Below are 17,504 nucleotides of genomic sequence, written 5' to 3'. Positions count from 1 at the left end.
CAGGCGTCAAGCGGCCCTTCAGGAATCCCTTGGCTCCCGGCCAGCTAGAACACTAGAATGTTCTCGTGGATCCTGGTCCAGCCCGCCTCTTCCAAGTCCGAGAAGTCGGCTCCGGCCCGGACCAGCATCATCCTCGTTCCAGGGGCGCTCACTTCGACGATGGCATCCGCGTCCCCGGCCCCGCCGCATCCGCCAGCTGCCGAGGCCTCTCCTTGGGCGAATTTGAACAGGCAAGCCGTTTGCGCATCTGCCGATGCGGTGGCGAAGTAGTCGGCGTTGCCGTGCGTGACCAGAAAACGCACGGATTGCATGCCAAGGTTCTCCAACTGGCTCCTATCCCCCGGCCACTGGTCGGTTCCAGCCGGATCGCGGTCAAGCGCCGGGATGCCGCTCCCACTGGAGCAACCGGCCAAGGCGAGCGTTCCAGCAGCCAGCAGCGCACAGAGCGCCTTGCCTTGATTTCCCACGACTGCCTCCTTGTTTTCCATCTTGGCGATAGCCTAGTTCGCCGGGTGCGCGAAGACTAGGGCAGATGCCAGCGCTGCCAGCGCACCAGCGGAGAGCCGCGCCCCTTTCCAGGCCTCGCGGGCGACAGGGTCTGCAAGCCTCGCGGGGCAGGTTCCGCGAAGAGCCAGCACGAAGCTCCTTTGTAGGATTCCTCCAAAAAATTCGCCCTAACACCCTCGTTCTAGGCGATAACTACATATAGTTCCCACAAAAACGATAGGCTCGTAGCTGAGAAACCCTATTTTTAAAAGACAAGGTTCATGATGAATCCATTGACGAAGGTGCTTATCGCCAACCGCGGCGAGATTGCAGTGCGTATTATCCGTGCCGCACGCGATGAAGGAATCGAGTCCGTTGCGGTCTATGCCGACTCGGATCGCGATGCTCTGCATGTGCGTCTGGCTGATGAAGCCTACGCGCTGGGCGGTACCACCGCCGCTGAATCGTACCTTCGCATTGAGAAGATCCTGGACGCAGCTGAACGCTCCGGCGCCGACGCGATCCACCCGGGCTATGGCTTCCTCTCGGAGAACGCCGAGTTCGCCCAGGCTGTTATTGACGCGGGCTTGACCTGGATTGGCCCTTCGCCAGAGTCCATCGACCAGCTCGGCGACAAGGTCAAGGCCCGCCACATTGCTGAAAAGGTGGGCGCTCCGCTGGTTCCCGGCACCAAGGATCCGGTGGCCTCGGCCGACGAGGTATACGCCTTCGCCGACGAGCACGGACTTCCGCTGGCCATCAAGGCTGCCTACGGTGGCGGCGGACGCGGCATCAAGGTGGTCCGCAACCGCGAAGAAATCGGCGAAATGTACGACTCGGCAGTGCGTGAAGCTGTAGCCGCTTTCGGCCGCGGCGAATGCTTCATCGAACGTTTCCTGGATGCACCGCGCCACGTGGAGACCCAGTGCTTGGCCGATATCCACGGCAACGTGGTTGTCGTTTCCACCCGCGACTGCTCGCTGCAGCGCCGCAACCAGAAGCTGGTTGAAGAAGCGCCGGCCCCGTTCTTGAGCGAAGAGCAGACCACCCGGCTGTACGAAGCTTCCAAGGCCATCTTGCGCGAAGCGAAGTACAACGGCGCAGGCACCTGCGAATTCCTGGTAGGCCAGGATGGCGTCATTTCCTTCCTCGAGGTCAATACTCGCCTGCAGGTTGAGCACCCGGTCTCCGAGGAAGTCACCGGCCTGGACTTGGTGCGCGAGCAGTTCCGCATCGCCCGCGGCGAAGAACTGGGCTACACCGACCCGGAGATCCGCGGCCACTCCTTCGAGTTCCGCATCAACGGCGAAGATGCCGGCCGCAACTTCATGCCGACCCCAGGCACCATCTCCAAGATGAACCTGCCATCGGGGCCCGGCGTTCGCGTTGACTCGGGCATCGAGCAGGGCGAAAGCGTTTCAGGGAACTTCGACTCGATGATCTCCAAGCTGATCGTCACCGGCAGCACCCGTGAAGTGGCTGCGGCTCGTGCCCGCCGTGCGCTGGAAGAATTCCAGATCGAGGGCATGGCTACCGTGCTGCCATTCCACCGTGCAGTGATGAGCGACCCATCGTTCGTTCCGGCCCAGGGGCCGTTCAAGGTCCACACCCGCTGGATCGAAACCGAATTCGATAACGCCATCGAGCCCCACCCGATGCCAATGGACGGCGAGGACGCAGCCGAAGACGAGCGCACCAGCGTGACCGTTGAAGTTGGCGGCAAGCGCCTGGAAGTCACCCTTCCTTCGTCGCTGGGATCGGTATCCTCCAACGGTGCCGAGAAGGCCGCAGGCAAGAAGAAGCGCAAGCCGGGCCGCAAGGCAGCCAGCTCCGCTGGCGCGAACAGCGCAGAACTGCGTTCGCCGATGCAGGGCACCATCGTGAAGGTTGCCGTTGAGAATGGCGAGGCCGTGGCCCAGGGCGATCTGATTGTCGTGCTGGAAGCGATGAAGATGGAGCAGCCAATTACTGCGCACCGTGATGGCGTGGTCAGCGGCTTGGAAGTTGCCCCGGGCGAGACCCTGTCATCGGGCGCCGTCATCGCTTCGATCGAAGAAGCCAAGTAGCACTCGTTTGCAACGACGCAGGGCCTGGACAGATATGTCCAGGCCCTGCGTCGTTCTGCAACTGGAATCTTCTACTCTGGCACCTGTCCATGTTCTGCCCAGTGCGCCATGGATGCCTTCAGGTGATCGGGCATGAGCAGGAACTTCGGTTCAAGTTCTTCCCAGCCAGGCATTTTCGCCTGGCGGCTAGCTGCTTCGTGCGCCACATCGATATCCTGCTGCGTATCGAGCCCGCCGCCGTTCTCGCCTACCAGGCTCAGGTGGTAGATCCATATTGAACCATCGGCTTCCACATGCCTGAATGTTGCTTCCAGCGCTGCCCGTTGTGCCGATAAGGATGCTTCGCATTCCTCGTAGCGCGCATTGAGCATGTCGATCCAGGCGCCAAAGTTCTCATCCTGCCCATCCTTGATCCTTGAACGGCTCAGCTCCAGACGCATGCCTTGCGGCACTGAAGCTGGCATCGCAAAGCCGGGAAAGTCCCGAGGCGTGGGATTGTAGGGAACATGCGGTTCTTTTTCGTCCATGACGTGATGCTTCCAGAATCCACTTGTTTTGTCACGGCTATTCGGATGCTGGAAGTTCCCGCACGCCAGCCAATGGATACTGAATAAGGAGGCTGGTTCGGGCTACTGCCGCGCTAGCCAGGCATCGAAGGTTTCGTGGCCCAACCGGGCGGAACCGCCTGGCAGCAGTCCCCCATCACGCATGGCCTTGCCCATGGGGCCAGGAACAGGCACTTCAACCATCTTTGGAGACCTGCCTTGGGCCTGCAGGTACTTGGCAAACAGGTCGGGAGCGTATTCTTCTTGCGGCCCAGCAAGGTCTTGCACCACGCCCTGCGCCGACCCCTCGGCAAGATCCACTAGTGCTGCAGCCACTTCGATGCCCGCGATGGGCTGCATCCGCATTTTCGGCGCCATCTGCACCGGACCCGCGCCCAGACGCTTGATATTCTGGCCAATGAATTCGTGGAACTGGGTCGAGCGCAGCAGCGTATAGCCACCGGGAAGCATGTGCAGCATCCGCTCTTGCACGGCTTTGCCCGCGTAATAGCTGGAATCCACTTCGGCCGCTCCGATGATCGAGAGCGCCACGTGGTTCTGCACCCCGGACTCGCGCCCCACACTGACGAGGTTGGCCGTCGAGTGGGTGAAATACCGCATGGATGCAGCAGAGCTGGTGGTGGAAACTCCGGAAACATCGATGACCGATTGGCAGTCAACCAGCCACTGCTTTACCGCGTTGCGGTTCACCAGGTCGCATCCCACGGACCGTGCGAGCACCACTGGTTCGTGGCCAGCACTCTTGAGTTTTTCGACCACCAGCGTGCCGATAGCGCCGGTGCCTCCCGCAACTGCAATACGCATGAGCATTCCCCTTCGGTATTGGATATTCCGCGTCCCATGCTTCCATGCCGCGCATCAAGTTGTCAGGGGTTGATGGCCCTTTTCAGCTCGTATTCATCCAGGCTGCACGGAAACGGGAAACGGCCCGGCGAATCATCATGGCTTGATGATTCGCCGAGCCGTTCCCTCGGCAAGACTGTCGAACTACTCGACCCACTCTTCCATGTCCATGTCAGAGGTATCGCGCGTCATGAACAGCGCGACCAAGGTCAGTACCGCGCCAAGTGCCAAGTACAGGCCAACGCCGGTGGTGTTGCCCGCACCGGCCTTCCACAGGGCTACAGCCACGAAGGAAGCAGGAGCCGCACCGATCACCGAGGACATGTTGTAGGCAACAGCCGAGCCGGTGTAGCGGACATTGGACGGGAACAACTCAGGCAGATACGCAGCCATTGGGCCGAAAGTCAGACCCATCAGGGTGAACCCGATGATCAGCCCGGCCATGGCAGCGCCCTGGCCTGGACCGAAGAACAGGGTCCACGACAGTCCGAAGACGAAGATGCCCGCGGTAACCCAGATCAGGAACTTGCGGCGGCCGAACTTCTCAGCCAACGGGCCGGAAACCACGGTGAAGATACCGAAGAAGACGACACCGATGATCAGCATGGTCAAGAAGGTCGGGCGTTCAATGCCCAAGCCCGGAACGAAGCCTGCGGCGTCAAAGGTTTTGCCCTTGGCTTCAGCTGCAGCAGTCGCCTGCTCGACGGTAGCTGGCTGGGTGCCGTAGGTCAGGGTGAAGGAGGTCATCAGGTAGAACAGCACATAGGTTGCCAGCATGATGAAGGTACCGGCCAGGGTTGGGCGCCAGTGCTTCTTCATGGTCACCGCAAACGGCGACTTCACTACCTTCTTCTGGTCCAGGACCTTCTTGAAGGACGCGGATTCAACCAGCTTCAGGCGTACCCACAGGCCGATGATCACCATGACTGCCGAGAAGTAGAACGGAACGCGCCAGCCCCATGCCATGAACTGCTCTGCAGTGCAGAAGGTCTGCAGGGCCACGAACATCAGGTTCGCGATGATGAAGCCGATGGGTGCGCCCAGCTGGGGGAACGTGCCGTAGATGGCGCGCTTGTTCTTCGGCGCATTCTCGGTGGCCAGCAGCGCAGCGCCGGACCATTCGCCGCCCAGCGCCAGGCCCTGTGCGAAGCGCAGCAGCACCAGTGCGGTCGGAGCCAAAACGGTCCAGTTGCCCGCGGCCGGCGGCAGGAAGCCGATCAGGAAGGTGGCAATGCCCATCAGCAGCAGTGACGCCACCAGGGTGCCCTTGCGGCCGAGCTTGTCGCCGTAGTGGCCGAAGATGATTGAACCCAGTGGACGAGCCACGAAAGCCACGCCGAAGATCGCGAACGATGAAAGGATCGCGTTGATGGTGGAGGCGTTAGGGAAGAACAACGCCGGGAAAACGAGAACCGACGCGGTGGCGTAGGCGTAGAAGTCGAAGAATTCGACAGTGGTGCCAATCATGCTGGCAAACAGCACGCGACCGCGGGTGTTTTCCTTCGGCGCCACTGCTTGGTTAGCCTGCGACATGGAGGCTGCTCCTTAGAGTGAAAGTACGAGTCAGATGTTCATTTACGTTGCCATAATCGTAAACCTCGGTGACCAGTATTCGGATATTGATGTCCAGCATTTGGACACCAGATGAAATGAAACTGAACAGCAAACGGCAATTCACGGGCCTACTAGCAGGAATATGCGCTTCCACATATTGAGACGTGACCTGAGAAAACGGTTTTTACACTTATATCAGAGTCGGTCGGCAAAGTGAATGGCGTCACAAGAGCTTGTATTACGGCATTAATGGCAAAAGGACGGCATCTCCCTGAATGCAAGGGAAATGCCGCCCTGGAAAAGTTCTTCAGAACCTACCGATGACGGTGCAGGCGACGTGCCGCTTCGGCCAGCGAACCGGACAACGACGGGTAAACGGTGAAGGTTTCAGCCACGTCATCAACATGAAGGCTGTTCTGGACCGCCAGTGCCAGCGAGAAGATCAATTCACTGGCACGCGGAGCAACCACAACACCGCCGATAACAGTGCCCGAGCCCTTGCGGGAAACGATCTTCACGAAGCCCTGGTCCACGTTCATCATCTTGGCGCGAGCGTTGGTGTTCAGGTCAACCTTGATGATGTTGGCCTGGTACTTGCCCTCGGCAACCGCACGCTGGGTCACACCCACGGTAGCGATTTCCGGGGAGGTGAAGACGTTGGATGCCACTAGATCCAGGTTCAATGGCTTTACCGAGTCGCCGAGCAGGTGGGCCACGGCAATGCGGCCCTGCATGGCTGCTACCGAAGCCAGGGCGAAGACGCCCGTGCAGTCGCCGGTAGCGTAGATGTTGGTTGCGGTAGTGCGCGAAACGCCATCGACCTTGATGTGGCCCGAGTCGGTCAGCTGCACACCGGCTTCTTCCAGACCCATGTTGGCGGTATTGGGGATGCCGCCCACTGCAACCAGGCAGTGGCTGCCTTCGAGCACGCGACCGTCCGCCAAGGTGACCAGCACCCTGTCGCCCTGGCGCTCCACGCCCTCGGCGCGAGCCTGGGAAACAACGTTAACGCCGTTGTCCTTGAAAGCATCTTCCAGCACGCCAGCTGCGTCTGCATCCTCGCCGGGCAGCACGCGGTCGCGCGAGGAAACCAGCGTGACCTTGGCACCGAGCAAGTTGTACGCCGAAGCGAATTCTGCACCGGTAACGCCGGAGCCTACAACGATCAGGTGTTCAGGCACCTCGTTCATGTTGTAGATCTGGGTCCAGTTGAAGATTCGCTCGCCATCAGGCTTGGCGGTAGGCAGTTCGCGCGGGTGGGCTCCCACGGCAATCAGCATGGCGTCCGCTTCGATTTCCTGCTCGGAACCATCCGGGTGCGATACGGCAACCGTGTGGTCGTCCAGCAAGCGGCCCTCGCCGATCACGATGCGCACGCCAGCGCGTTCGAGGGTGGTGCGGATATCCGAGGACTGCTCCTTGGCAAGATCCAGCAGGCGGTGGTTCACCACCGAGAAGTCGGTGACGGCCGAGTCGAGGCCGTCAACGTGGACTCCAAAGGTCTCTGCGTGCTTCACCCGGCGCACTGCGTCCGCCGTAGCGATCAGGGTCTTGGAGGGCACGACGTCGGTCAGCACCGCTGAACCGCCCATGCCTGCACGCTCCACGACGGTGACATTGGCGCCCAGCTGGGCTGCACCCATGGCAGCTTCGTAGCCGCCAGGTCCTCCGCCGAGAATAACTAAACGGGTTGCTTCATTCCTACGATCTGCGCTCACATTCACTATTGTTCACCATGCACGGTGATTGCGCACATCGAAGCACGATCCCGGAACGTGATTTTGAATCTGAAGCACTAGTTTCACCTGACAAAGCGCCCCGCTACCGGTAGCGTATTTCCCGTGACTGATATGCAAAATGACCCACAGGTCCTGGCGGCACAAGCTGCCCAGGCAATCGCCGAACAGACCGGCGTCGAAAAACACGACATCGCGGTGGTCCTGGGCTCCGGTTGGGGCCAGGCCGCCGAACTCATCGGCGAAACCACCCACACCCTGGATGCCGCCCCCATTCCAGGCTTCCATGCCCCGGCCGTACCCGGGCACAAGGGCAGCATCTCCTCGATCCTGACGTCCACTGGAAAGCGGGTCCTGGTTCTGGGTGCCCGCACCCATTACTACGAAGGGCGAGGCGTGCGTGCTGTCGTCCACCCCATCCGCACCGCGGCAGCTGCCGGCTGCGAGCAGCTGGTGCTCACCAACGGTTGCGGCGGCCTGAATCCGAACTGGACCCCAGGCACCCCGGTAATGATCTCGGACCACATCAACTTGACTGCTGCCTCCCCTTTGGAGGGCGCGACCTTCGTTGACCTGACCGACCTGTACTCCTCGCGCCTGCGCGAGATTGCCCTCGCAGTTGATCCGACCCTGGATCAGGGCGTGTACGCGCAGTTCACCGGACCGCACTACGAAACCCCGGCCGAAGTCCAGTACGCCAAGGTGATCGGTGCTGATCTGGTCGGCATGTCCACCGCATTGGAAGCAATAGCCGCCCGCCATGCAGGCATGGAGATCTTCGGCATTTCCCTGGTGACCAACCTGGCCGCCGGCATCAGCCCGGTGCCGCTGAGCCACGAGGAAGTCATCGAGGCCGGCCAGGCCGCCGGTCCGCGCATCTCCAAATTGCTGGCACAGATCATCGCGAAGCTCTAAGCCTCGCATTATCGGCGCAAAGAAGCAGTCAGTGTCCTTCGAAGGGAAATCAGTGAATCACACGCAGAAAATCCAGTTGCTTGATGCGGCGGGCCAATGGGCAGCCCAGGATCCCGATCCGCAAACGCAGGAAGAACTGCAATTGCTGATCCAGCGCGTCACCGACGGCGACGCGCTGGCCTTCGAGGACATCGCCGACCGCTTCAGCGGCGTCCTGGAATTCGGCACCGCAGGCCTGCGTGCCGAATTGGGCGCCGGCCCGATGCGCATGAACCGTGTGGTAGTCCTGCGCACCGCTGCGGGCATCGCCCGTTTCCTGGGCGAAAAGGCCAACGGCGGATATGTCCCGAAGGTCGTCATCGGATTCGATGCCCGTTTCAACTCGGATGCCTTCGCCAAGGATTCAGCCGCCGTCTTCGCCGCTGCCGGTTTTGAGGTGCTGCTGATGCCCTCGGCCTTGCCGACCCCGGTGCTGGCTTGGGCCGTTCGTGAATTCAGCGCGGAAGCCGGTGTCATGGTCACGGCCAGCCACAACCCCCCACGGGACAACGGCTACAAGGTATACGTGGGCGGCAGGATCACCGATGCGCCGGGCCGCGGGGCTCAGATCGTCTCCCCGATCGATGCGCAGATCGCTTCCTTGATTGACCATGACCAGCCAGTGGCGCAGATCCCGCTGGCACAGTCCGGTTGGGAAGTGCTCCCGGCCCCAGGCGAAGAAGGCGATATCGAGGCAGCCTATCTCGCTTCCATCCACCCGATCATCGAAGCGAACCAGCCGCAGGGCCTGGTACGCAAGAATCTGCGAATTGTGGTTTCGGCAATGCACGGCGTGGGTGGCCACACCATGCGCCAAGCCCTGCTGAACGCTGGTTTCGACGACGTGCACATGGTCGTTGAGCAGGAACACCCCGATCCGCTCTTCCCTACCGTGAAGTTCCCTAACCCCGAGGAGCCAGGGGCCATCGACCTGTCGCTGGAACTGGCCCGCACGGTCGGTGCTGATCTGGTCATTGCCAATGACCCCGATGCCGACCGTTGCGCGGCAGCCATCCTCGACGGCGGCAGCTGGCGGATGCTGCGCGGCGACGAGGTAGGTTGGCTGCTCGGGGACCAGGTCTCCAAGACCTTGCCAGAGGGCAAGAAATTGGCCAATTCCATCGTGTCTTCGCGCATGCTGGCAGCCATCGCCAAGGACGCCGGACGCGAGCACGAAGAAACCTTGACCGGATTCAAGTGGATCTCACGCGTTGAGGACCTGGGCTACGGCTACGAAGAAGCCCTGGGCTATTGCGTAGCCCCGGAACTGGTGCGCGACAAAGACGGGATTTCTGCCGGGATCGTCCTGGCCGATCTGGCTGCGCAGTTGAAGGCCTCGGGCAGCTCCATCCCGGACCGCCTGGATGAACTGGCCGCCAAGCATGGCGTGCACGTCACCGACCAGCTGTCCCTGCGCTTCACCGACTTGGCGCAGATCCCGGTGCTCATGGAAAGGATCCGCAAGAACGCTCCGGCCTCGCTGGGCGGCTCCGAGGTTTCCGAGGTGACCGACCTGTCCAGGGGCACCGAGAAGCTCCCTGCGACCAACGCCATGGTCTTGCATACATTTTCCGGTGCCCGCGTGATCGTTCGGCCCTCGGGAACGGAACCGAAACTCAAGTGCTACTTGGAAACTATTGAGCCGGTCGATGATCTGGCCGAGGTCCCTGAAGCCCGCAAACGCGCTACCGCGCAGGTCTTGGCAATCAAGGATGAATTGGCAGCTTACCTGAATGCCAACTAGGCTTACCCCTTCGAGACCTTCATTTGAAATGATTGAAATCTTTATTGTTAGAGGAAATGATGACTGAACTAAGCGCCCGCGAGATCGCAAGCTACATCGATCACACCCTGTTGGCTCAGAATGCTTCCCGCGAACAAATTGTGCAGATCTGCGAGGAAGCCAAGAAGTACGGCTTCAAGTCGGTCTGCGTCAACCCGTTGTGGGTTTCCACCGTTTCGCGCGAGCTGGAAGGCTCGGACGTACTGACCTGTTCGGTCATCGGTTTCCCGCTGGGTGCCTCGGCCACCGATACCAAGGTATTCGAAACCAAGCACGCAGTTGCAGACGGTGCCAACGAAATCGACATGGTGATCGACGTTGCCGCCGCCCTGCGTGGCGATCGGGATGCCTTGGTCAACGAGATCTTCGCCATTGCGCAGGCCGCGCATGAAGGTGGAGCCATCTTGAAGGTCATCATCGAAACCTGCTTGCTCACCGAGGAAGCCAAGGTCCTGGCCTGCGAGGCCGCAAAGGCCGCTGGCGCTGATTTCGTCAAGACTTCCACCGGTTTCTCCACCGGCGGCGCGACCGTCGAAGACGTCGAGCTGATGCGCAAGACCGTCGGCCCGGAAATGGGTGTCAAGGCCTCGGGCGGCGTTCGCAGTGTTGAAACCGCGCGGGCCATGATTGCGGCCGGTGCGACCCGGCTAGGTTCTAGCTCAGGAGTTGCTATCCTAGAGGGAGAGCAAAGCGGTTCCAGCTACTAGGAAATCGCACCAATCCGTTTTCCCAAGGAGAAAAAGTGTACTCGAACGGCAAGAACACTGCCCATTCCGGTGAAGGCCGCCTTGTCGGCAATATCGTCAACCTCGTGATCTTCTTCGTGATGTTCTCGGCTGGCGTCTACACCTTGGGCTACTGGACCCTTGAGGTTGCTTGGTGGCCGACCCTGGTCAGCTTCGCTCTGATGTTCCTGGCTTTCGCTATCCCGATGCACCTGATGGGTCGCGCGGAAAAGGCTGAGGATCTGGTTGCGGCAGCTAACGCCCACCAGAATTAATTAGAACTTTTCAAGAGAGGGAAACCCGTGTCCGGGTTTCCCTCTCTTGCGTTTAATCTGCCTTGCCTCGCTTAGACTGGCCCCATGGAATCATGGGATCAGCGCATCGAAGAGTTCTGGAACTCAGCCAATGGCAAACGCTCTGAACAGTTGCGCACCGAACTGGCACTCCTGGTGCAGGGCAAGGATCCGCAGGATCCGCGGGTGCTCTTCGAGGTCGCGTCCCTGCACGACTACCTAGGGGAAGAAGAACAAGCGGTCGGCCCCTACCGGGCGGCACTGGAAGCTGGGCTGGAAGCGCCAAGGCACGATGAAGCGCTGCTCCAGCTAGCCAGCACGCTGCGCAATCTCGGGCAGTACACCCAGTCCATCGAACTGTTGCAGCAGATCACTGCCGATTCACCGATCTTTACCGACGCCCAGGCCTTCCTGGTTCTGGCCCTGCACGATGCCGGGCAATCCACCGAAGCGGTCCAGCTGGCGGTCAGCGCATTAGCGCGCCATGCCTCGCTCTACGCCCGGGCGATCAAGGGCTACGCCGGAGAACTGGCCTCGCCTGCTGCCTCGGGCCAGCGGTAGCAAACGCCGGCCAGCAGCCTGCCGGAAAAGGCATGCTACTGGCCCGCGAGTTCAACCGAATCAGTCCTTTGCTGCCGGTGCGGGTGTTGGCTCGAAAATAGCGTAGAGCAGCTTCTCCGCCCACTCCAGGATCTCCCCGTCGGCCAAGTCCCGTCCGCCAATGGGCGAGGTCTTGGGCTTCGGGATGAAGATCGAATTCAGCGCCGGCTTGTTCGCAGCCCCCGGGTACAGGCGTTCCAAGCGCACCTGGCGCGAAGCTGGCAGGTCTTCAATTCTGGCCGGAGCCAGCTTGATGTGGTTGCCGACCTGCTGGATATCATGCAGCCCCGCAGCACGCGCGCGAATACGCAGGGCCGCCACGCGCATGAGGTTCTCCACCGGAGTTGGAAGCTTGCCATAGCGATCCACCAGCTCATCGCGGACTTCACCCAGCGCCTCGTCGGTCTCGGCCTGGGCAATGTTGCGATAGGCTTCCAAACGCAGTCGTTCACCAGGTACATAGTCGTGTGGCAGGTGGGCATTGACCGGCAGGTCAATCTTCATCTCGGCGGCTTCTTCCTCGCCTTCGCCCTTGTAATCGGCCACGGCCTCGCCTACCAGGCGCAGGTACAAGTCGAAGCCCACACCGGCGATATGCCCGGACTGCTCGCCACCCAGCAGATTACCGGCTCCACGCAGTTCCAGGTCCTTCATGGCCAGCTGGTAGCCGGAGCCAAGCTCGTTGTGCGCGGCAACGGCTTTCAGGCGCTCCAGGGCGACCTCCCCCAGCGGTTTCTCTACATCCCACAGGAAGTAGGCGTAGGCACGCTCACGGCCGCGCCCTACGCGCCCGCGCAGCTGGTGCAGCTGGGACAGGCCGTAGTTGTTCGCGCGGTCCACAATCAGCGTGTTCGCATTGGAAATATCCAGGCCGGTTTCGATGATGGTGGTGGAGACCAGCACGTCGAATTTCTTCTCCCAGAAGTCCTGGATGATCCGCTCCAGCCGGGATTCGCTCATCTTGCCGTGGGCTACCTCCACGCGCGCTTCGGGGGCCAGCTCGCGCAATTCGGCCGCCACCCGCTCAATGGAGCTGACCCGGTTGTGCACGAAGAACACCTGGCCATCGCGCATCAGCTCACGCTTGATGGCCGCGGAAATCTGCTTGTCGCTGCGTGGACCCACGTAGGTCAGCACCGGATGGCGTTCTTCGGGCGGGGTCGCCAAGGTGGAGGTTTCGCGGATGCCGGTCAGCGACATCTCCAAGGTACGCGGGATCGGGGTGGCGCTCATCGCCAGCACATCCACGTTGGTGCGCATCTTCTTGAGCTCTTCCTTGTGCTCCACTCCGAAGCGCTGTTCCTCGTCAATGATGACCAGGCCCAGGTTCTTGAACTCCACGTTCTTGGAGAGCAGGCGGTGGGTGCCGATGACAATGTCCACGCTGCCGTCCTTGAGGCCGGCCAGGATTTCCTTCGATTCCTTGGCGCTCTGGAAACGCGAGAGGGTCTTCACGCGGACTGGGAAGCCCGAATAGCGTTCGGTGAAGGTCTGGTGATGCTGGGAAGCCAGCAGGGTGGTAGGAACCAGCACGGCAACCTGCTTGGAGTCCTGGACGGCCTTGAAGGCGGCGCGAACCGCGATTTCGGTTTTGCCAAAGCCCACGTCACCGGAAATCAACCGGTCCATCGGGATTTCCTTCTCCATATCGGATTTCACCTCGTTGATGGCGGTGAGCTGATCCGGAGTCTCGATGAACGCGAAGGCTTCTTCCAGCTCGTTCTGCCACGGGGTGTCTGATGCGAAGGCGTGGCCACGGCTGGCCATGCGTGCCGAGTAGAGCTTAATCAGGTCGCCAGCAATTTCCTTGACGGCTTTGCGCGCCTTGGACTTGGTGCTGGCCCAGTCCGAACCGCCCATTTTGGACAAGGTCGGAGCTTCGCCGCCGACATACCGGGTGACCATATGAAGCTGGTCCATCGGGACGAACAGACGGTCCCCCGGGGCTCCGCGCTTGGAAGAGGCGTACTCCGCCACCAGGTACTCGCGCTTGGCGTCCTTGCCCGAGCCATTGACCTTGCGGGCCATCAGCTCGACGAACTTGCCGATGCCGTGCTGTTCGTGGACGATGTAGTCCCCGGCCTGCAGGCTCAGCGGATCAACGGCATTGCGCTTGCGCTTGACCGTCAGCTTGCGGCCCTTGCGGTTCGGGTACGCGCTGGAGCGGCCCAGCAAGTCTGCTTCGGTGAGCAGTCCCAGCTTCAGTTCCTCGAAGACAAACCCGCGGCCGGCGGTGGCCTGGGTGATCTCGATCAGTCCAGCGGTGGGTTCCGCGGACAGGTCATCCACCCTGTGTGCCGGGATCTTGAACTCGGCGAAAAGCTCCGAGAGGCGGGCTGCCGGGCCGGGACCCTCGGTAGCCACGACGAAACGCCATTGGTCCTTGACGCGTCCGGCGATGAATTCCATCATCGCCTCGATGTCGCCCTGGTAGCCGTGCGGTTCACGGGCCGGGACACGGATGGTGGCCGCGCCCAAATCCAGCTCGTCATCGGCACCCAGGGAGGTAATAGCCCACCAGGAAACCTTGGCGGCTTGTGCGTGTTCTACGGTTTCTGCCAGCGAGGCAAAATCACCGGTAGCCAGCTTTCGCTCGGAATCCGCGGTGGTCAGATCCAACGGAGCGCTGGCTCCATCCGAAGCCGAAGCCCACGCGGCAGCCAGGAATTCGGCATTGGTGGCGTTCAGGTCATGCGCGCGGGCGCGCACGCGCTCTGGCTCCATCACCAGCGCAATGGACGATTCCGGCAACAAGGACAGCAGCGGAACCATCTTGTCCACCAGCAGCGGAGCCAAGGATTCCATGCCTTCAACAGCGATGCCGCCGGCAATCTTGGTGAGCATTTCCTGGGCCGCCGGGAAATGGTTCTTCAGATTCGCTGCCCGGCTCATCACCTGCGGGGTGATGAGCATTTCACGGCAGGGCGTGGCAATGATCCGGGTGGGACCGGGATCATCAGTGGACCGCTGATCTGCGATGGCGAAGAATCGCATCGAGTCGATCTGGTCCCCGAAGAAATCAATACGGACCGGATGGTCCAATGTCGGCGGGAAAACATCGATGATGCCACCACGCACCGCAAACTCGCCGCGGTGCGTCACCATGTCCACTCGGGCATAAGCCGCAGCAGCCAAGTCCTTGATGACTTTATCGAAGCCCGGCTCGGCATCCAGTTCCAGGATGACCGGGCGCAATTCGCCAAGGCCGGCGACCAACGGCTGCAGCACGGCACGAATTGGAGCAATGATGATGTTTAGGCTCTCATCCCGGTCGTGCAGGCGGCGCAGCACTTCCAGGCGGCGTCCCACGGTATCGCTTCGCGGCGACAAGCGCTCATGGGGCAAGGTTTCCCAAGAAGGGAACTCGGCGATCTGGCCTGCCGGGAGGTAGGCACCCAGTGAGCTGGAGACTTCTTCGGCTTCACGGCCGGTCGCGGTGACGATGAGCGTCACCCCCGAATGCTTGCTTTCACGCAGCGCCTGGCTGATATGCGCCGAGAGGATCGGTCGCATGCCCTGCGGGGCCGCGATTTCCAGCTCTTCGCTGCGCGTCGGGTAGTCATGAGCTGCGCTTTGCCCAATACGCCTGAAGGAAGGTTCCTCGCGCAGGAAATCATGAAGTCCGCTTAGGCTCATGGGGGTTCGGGTCCTCTCATGCAGACGCTTGGCCGGGTGCATTCATACTGTATTACGTCGAAACGACACCACTAACGCCGACCGTGAATGTTTTTCCACGGCCGGAAACGTCAATATGCTGTTTTGGGTGCAGTCCTAGCCTACCCAATGCGGCTTTGCAGATAGTGTTAATACTGTCCGTTGCCGGGCCTGCGATTTCGTTGCCCGGCCACTTAGATTTCCAGATTGGGATTAGCTTTCATGGCATTGAACGCAAGCACTCAGATCGCCCACCCTGCAGACCAGGTCATCGCTACGCTTAGCGATCGTGGCTTTGCCGAGCACCTGACCAAGGTCGCCAACGGTTCCTTGACCGATTTCTCCGTGAACGGCGATACCGCAGGCGCCTTCACCGTGACCACCGTTCGTTCGGTCCCCACCGATCGCGTTCCGGATATCGCCCGCAAGTTCGTTGGCGCGACCATCGAGATCACCCAGGTAGACCAGTGGACAGCACCAGATGCTGCCGGCAACCGCTCGGCTACGGTAAAGATCTCCGTTGCCGGTGTTCCGGTGACCGTCAGCGGCACCGAACAGCTCAAGGCCCAGGGCGAAACTTCCGAATTCTCCATCGACGCCAAGGTTTCCTCGTCGATTCCATTCATCGGCGGCAAGTTGGCTTCGGCTGCGGAGCCTTACCTGGGCAAGGCACTGAATTTGCAGGCTGCTCAGGTCAATGCCTGGCTTTCGAAATAAGCCACTCCGAATAGTTACGTTTCACATTCAGTCCCCGGACGTGCGATTTCTCGCAAAGCGTCCGGGGATTTGTGCTCTGAAGCACTGTTCGCGCTAGGGTTGGTGACAGGTGTGCCGGGAAGTCTGGTCGGCGAGAAATATTCATTTAACGAAATAAGCGAGTTAAAAGCATGACCCAAACTCCGTCTTCGGGTTCCAGCAAGAACCTGTTTTCGCGCCCCAGCTATAAAGAATCTATCCGTATCGGCGACATCCTGCGCAAGGAAACCGTCGGCGGCATGGTACTCATCGCCGGCGCTTTGCTGGCATTGATCTGGGCTAACACCCCGCTGCGCGAGTCCTACTTCGCACTGCGTGATTTCCACTTCGGACCTACCCTTTTCGGTGTGGATCTGAATCTGTCCATCGGCCACTGGGCTGCCGATGCTCTGCTGGCGGTGTTCTTCTTCCTGACCGGCTTGGAGCTGAAAAAAGAATTCGTCATTGGCGATCTGCGCAATGCGAAAACGGCAGCCGTACCGGTAGCGGCCGCTTTTGGCGGCGTGCTGGTGCCGGCGTTGATCTTTGTCGCTATCGCTTCCATGTCCGGTGGCGGTGAGTTGTTGCGTGGCTGGGCCATTCCAACCGCAACAGACATTGCGTTCGCCGTGGCTGTGCTCGCGGTGATTGGTTCGGCGCTTCCCGCAGCGCTGCGCATCTTCCTGCTGACTCTGGCTGTAGTCGATGACCTGATCGCTATTGTCATTATCGCCGTCATATTCACCGATGACCTGAAGCTGTCCTACCTGGGCCTGTCGCTGATCCCCATCATTCTCTTCACGGTCCTTGCCCGTTTCCTTGGCAAGTTCTTCGCCAAGCGTGCGTGGGCCGCGTGGGCAATCCTGCTGCCGCTGGGTGTCATTACCTGGATCTTCGTCTTCGGCTCCGGCATCCACGCCACCATCGCCGGTGTGGTCTTGGGCTTCTGTGTCCCGGTCAAGCGCACCGATGGCCGTGACGGCATCGGCCTGGCTGAACGATTCGAGCACCGTTTCCGCCCGCTGTCCTCCGGCATATGCATTCCCATCTTCGCCTTCTTCGCCGCCGGCGTGACCGTGATTTCCCCTGACAATGGCAGCGGCGGCCTGCTCACCGATCCGGTGTTCTGGGGCATCGTGCTGGGTCTGGTGCTCGGCAAGCCGATCGGCATTATGGGCTCGACCTGGGTGCTGACCCGGTTCACCAAGGCCTCGCTGGACAAGGATGCCCGCTGGGGCGACCTGCTGGGTGTCACGTTGCTGGCAGGTATCGGTTTCACCGTATCCCTGCTGGTCTCCGAATTGTCCTTCGGCTTGGAGTCGGCGCACTATGAGCATGCCAAGGTAGCAATCCTGGCTGGTTCATTCGTTGCCGCGATCCTCGGTGCCCTGTGGCTGATTCCCCGTAACCGCCGATACAAGGTCATCCACGAGCGCGAGACCCGCGATGCCGATAAGGATGGCATCCCTGATGTGTACCAGCAGGACGACGAAGGAAAGTAGCCTTCTG

The 17,504-nt window shown here is 60.8% G+C and carries 14 protein-coding genes; 8 read left to right on the top strand and 6 right to left on the bottom strand.

Features of this window, described 5'->3' with window-relative positions; all coding sequences use genetic code 11:
- Positions 1-44: 44 nt before the first annotated feature.
- Entirely contained in the window at positions 45-467 is a 423-nt protein-coding gene (locus CQ012_RS07075) for a hypothetical protein (protein WP_146112923.1), read from the bottom strand.
- A gap of 303 nt (positions 468-770) precedes the next feature.
- Between CQ012_RS07075 and CQ012_RS07070 the strand changes: the two genes are divergently transcribed.
- Positions 771-2,552 (top strand): acetyl/propionyl/methylcrotonyl-CoA carboxylase subunit alpha, encoded by a 1,782-nt coding sequence (locus tag CQ012_RS07070; RefSeq protein WP_181148829.1) that lies wholly within the window; start codon positions 771-773, stop codon positions 2,550-2,552.
- A 71-nt stretch (positions 2,553-2,623) separates the two neighbouring features.
- Here CQ012_RS07070 and CQ012_RS07065 read toward each other — a convergent pair whose 3' ends face one another.
- From CQ012_RS07065 to CQ012_RS07050, 4 genes are all read right to left on the bottom strand, one after another.
- Positions 2,624-3,079, bottom strand: coding sequence for a DUF6176 family protein (locus tag CQ012_RS07065; protein ID WP_286134588.1), 456 nt, complete (start codon positions 3,077-3,079; stop codon positions 2,624-2,626).
- A gap of 102 nt (positions 3,080-3,181) precedes the next feature.
- Entirely contained in the window at positions 3,182-3,922 is a 741-nt protein-coding gene (locus CQ012_RS07060) for an SDR family oxidoreductase (protein ID WP_181149032.1), read from the bottom strand.
- A gap of 183 nt (positions 3,923-4,105) precedes the next feature.
- Entirely contained in the window at positions 4,106-5,494 is a 1,389-nt protein-coding gene (locus tag CQ012_RS07055) for an MFS transporter (RefSeq protein WP_105657113.1), read from the bottom strand.
- A gap of 335 nt (positions 5,495-5,829) precedes the next feature.
- The gene (locus tag CQ012_RS07050; protein WP_181148819.1) at positions 5,830-7,239 is read right to left on the bottom strand and encodes an NAD(P)H-quinone dehydrogenase; all 1,410 of its coding nucleotides are present in this window, start codon (positions 7,237-7,239) and stop codon (positions 5,830-5,832) included.
- A gap of 126 nt (positions 7,240-7,365) precedes the next feature.
- Here CQ012_RS07050 and CQ012_RS07045 point away from each other — a divergent pair, with 126 nt between their 5' ends.
- The 5 genes from CQ012_RS07045 (at position 7,366) to CQ012_RS07025 (ending at position 11,567) form a co-directional block, all read left to right on the top strand.
- Entirely contained in the window at positions 7,366-8,166 is an 801-nt protein-coding gene (locus tag CQ012_RS07045) for a purine-nucleoside phosphorylase (protein ID WP_105661739.1), read from the top strand.
- A gap of 52 nt (positions 8,167-8,218) precedes the next feature.
- Positions 8,219-9,949: a phospho-sugar mutase gene (locus CQ012_RS07040; protein WP_105661907.1), complete on the top strand. Its 1,731-nt coding sequence runs from the start codon at positions 8,219-8,221 to the stop codon at positions 9,947-9,949.
- Positions 9,950-10,008: 59 nt separating this feature from the next.
- Complete coding sequence (gene deoC / locus CQ012_RS07035) at positions 10,009-10,695, top strand: deoxyribose-phosphate aldolase (RefSeq protein WP_388024126.1); 687 nt, start codon at positions 10,009-10,011, stop codon at positions 10,693-10,695.
- 35 nt (positions 10,696-10,730) lie between these two features.
- Positions 10,731-10,988, top strand: a complete 258-nt coding sequence (locus CQ012_RS07030) for a hypothetical protein (protein WP_105657110.1) — start codon at positions 10,731-10,733, stop codon at positions 10,986-10,988.
- 84 nt (positions 10,989-11,072) lie between these two features.
- Positions 11,073-11,567 carry a tetratricopeptide repeat protein gene (locus CQ012_RS07025; RefSeq protein ID WP_105661737.1) on the top strand — a complete coding sequence of 165 codons (495 nt, stop codon included), beginning with the start codon at positions 11,073-11,075 and terminating at the stop codon, positions 11,565-11,567.
- A gap of 60 nt (positions 11,568-11,627) precedes the next feature.
- Here CQ012_RS07025 and mfd read toward each other — a convergent pair whose 3' ends face one another.
- Positions 11,628-15,242: a transcription-repair coupling factor gene (mfd, locus tag CQ012_RS07020; RefSeq protein WP_105661736.1), complete on the bottom strand. Its 3,615-nt coding sequence runs from the start codon at positions 15,240-15,242 to the stop codon at positions 11,628-11,630.
- A 240-nt stretch (positions 15,243-15,482) separates the two neighbouring features.
- On the opposite strand from mfd, the gene CQ012_RS07015 reads away from it, so the two are divergent.
- Together CQ012_RS07015 and nhaA are read left to right on the top strand one after the other, a co-directional pair.
- Complete coding sequence (locus tag CQ012_RS07015) at positions 15,483-15,977, top strand: DUF2505 domain-containing protein (RefSeq protein ID WP_105657107.1); 495 nt, start codon at positions 15,483-15,485, stop codon at positions 15,975-15,977.
- Positions 15,978-16,147: 170 nt separating this feature from the next.
- Positions 16,148-17,497, top strand: a complete 1,350-nt coding sequence (gene nhaA / locus CQ012_RS07010) for a Na+/H+ antiporter NhaA (protein WP_105661735.1) — start codon at positions 16,148-16,150, stop codon at positions 17,495-17,497.
- Positions 17,498-17,504 lie beyond the last annotated feature (7 nt).

Origin of the sequence: Arthrobacter sp. MYb214 (assembly GCF_002979865.1) — a bacterium.
Taxonomy (GTDB): domain Bacteria; phylum Actinomycetota; class Actinomycetes; order Actinomycetales; family Micrococcaceae; genus Glutamicibacter.
The sequence above is the reverse complement of the archived record's forward strand: the minus strand, read 5'-3'. Positions and strand labels throughout refer to the sequence as shown.

Bases quoted from the DNA above. Each gene is read 5' to 3' on its own strand.
- CQ012_RS07070 (WP_181148829.1), top strand. From the start codon at position 771: ATGAATCCATTGACGAAGGTGCTTATCGCCAACCGCGGCGAGATTGCA.
- CQ012_RS07065 (WP_286134588.1), bottom strand. From the start codon at position 3,079: ATGGACGAAAAAGAACCGCATGTTCCCTACAATCCCACGCCTCGGGAC.
- CQ012_RS07060 (WP_181149032.1), bottom strand. From the start codon at position 3,922: ATGCGTATTGCAGTTGCGGGAGGCACCGGCGCTATCGGCACGCTGGTG.
- CQ012_RS07055 (WP_105657113.1), bottom strand. From the start codon at position 5,494: ATGTCGCAGGCTAACCAAGCAGTGGCGCCGAAGGAAAACACCCGCGGT.
- CQ012_RS07045 (WP_105661739.1), top strand. From the start codon at position 7,366: ATGCAAAATGACCCACAGGTCCTGGCGGCACAAGCTGCCCAGGCAATC.
- deoC (WP_388024126.1), top strand. From the start codon at position 10,009: ATGACTGAACTAAGCGCCCGCGAGATCGCAAGCTACATCGATCACACC.
- CQ012_RS07025 (WP_105661737.1), top strand. From the start codon at position 11,073: ATGGAATCATGGGATCAGCGCATCGAAGAGTTCTGGAACTCAGCCAAT.
- mfd (WP_105661736.1), bottom strand. From the start codon at position 15,242: ATGAGCCTAAGCGGACTTCATGATTTCCTGCGCGAGGAACCTTCCTTC.
- CQ012_RS07015 (WP_105657107.1), top strand. From the start codon at position 15,483: ATGGCATTGAACGCAAGCACTCAGATCGCCCACCCTGCAGACCAGGTC.
- nhaA (WP_105661735.1), top strand. From the start codon at position 16,148: ATGACCCAAACTCCGTCTTCGGGTTCCAGCAAGAACCTGTTTTCGCGC.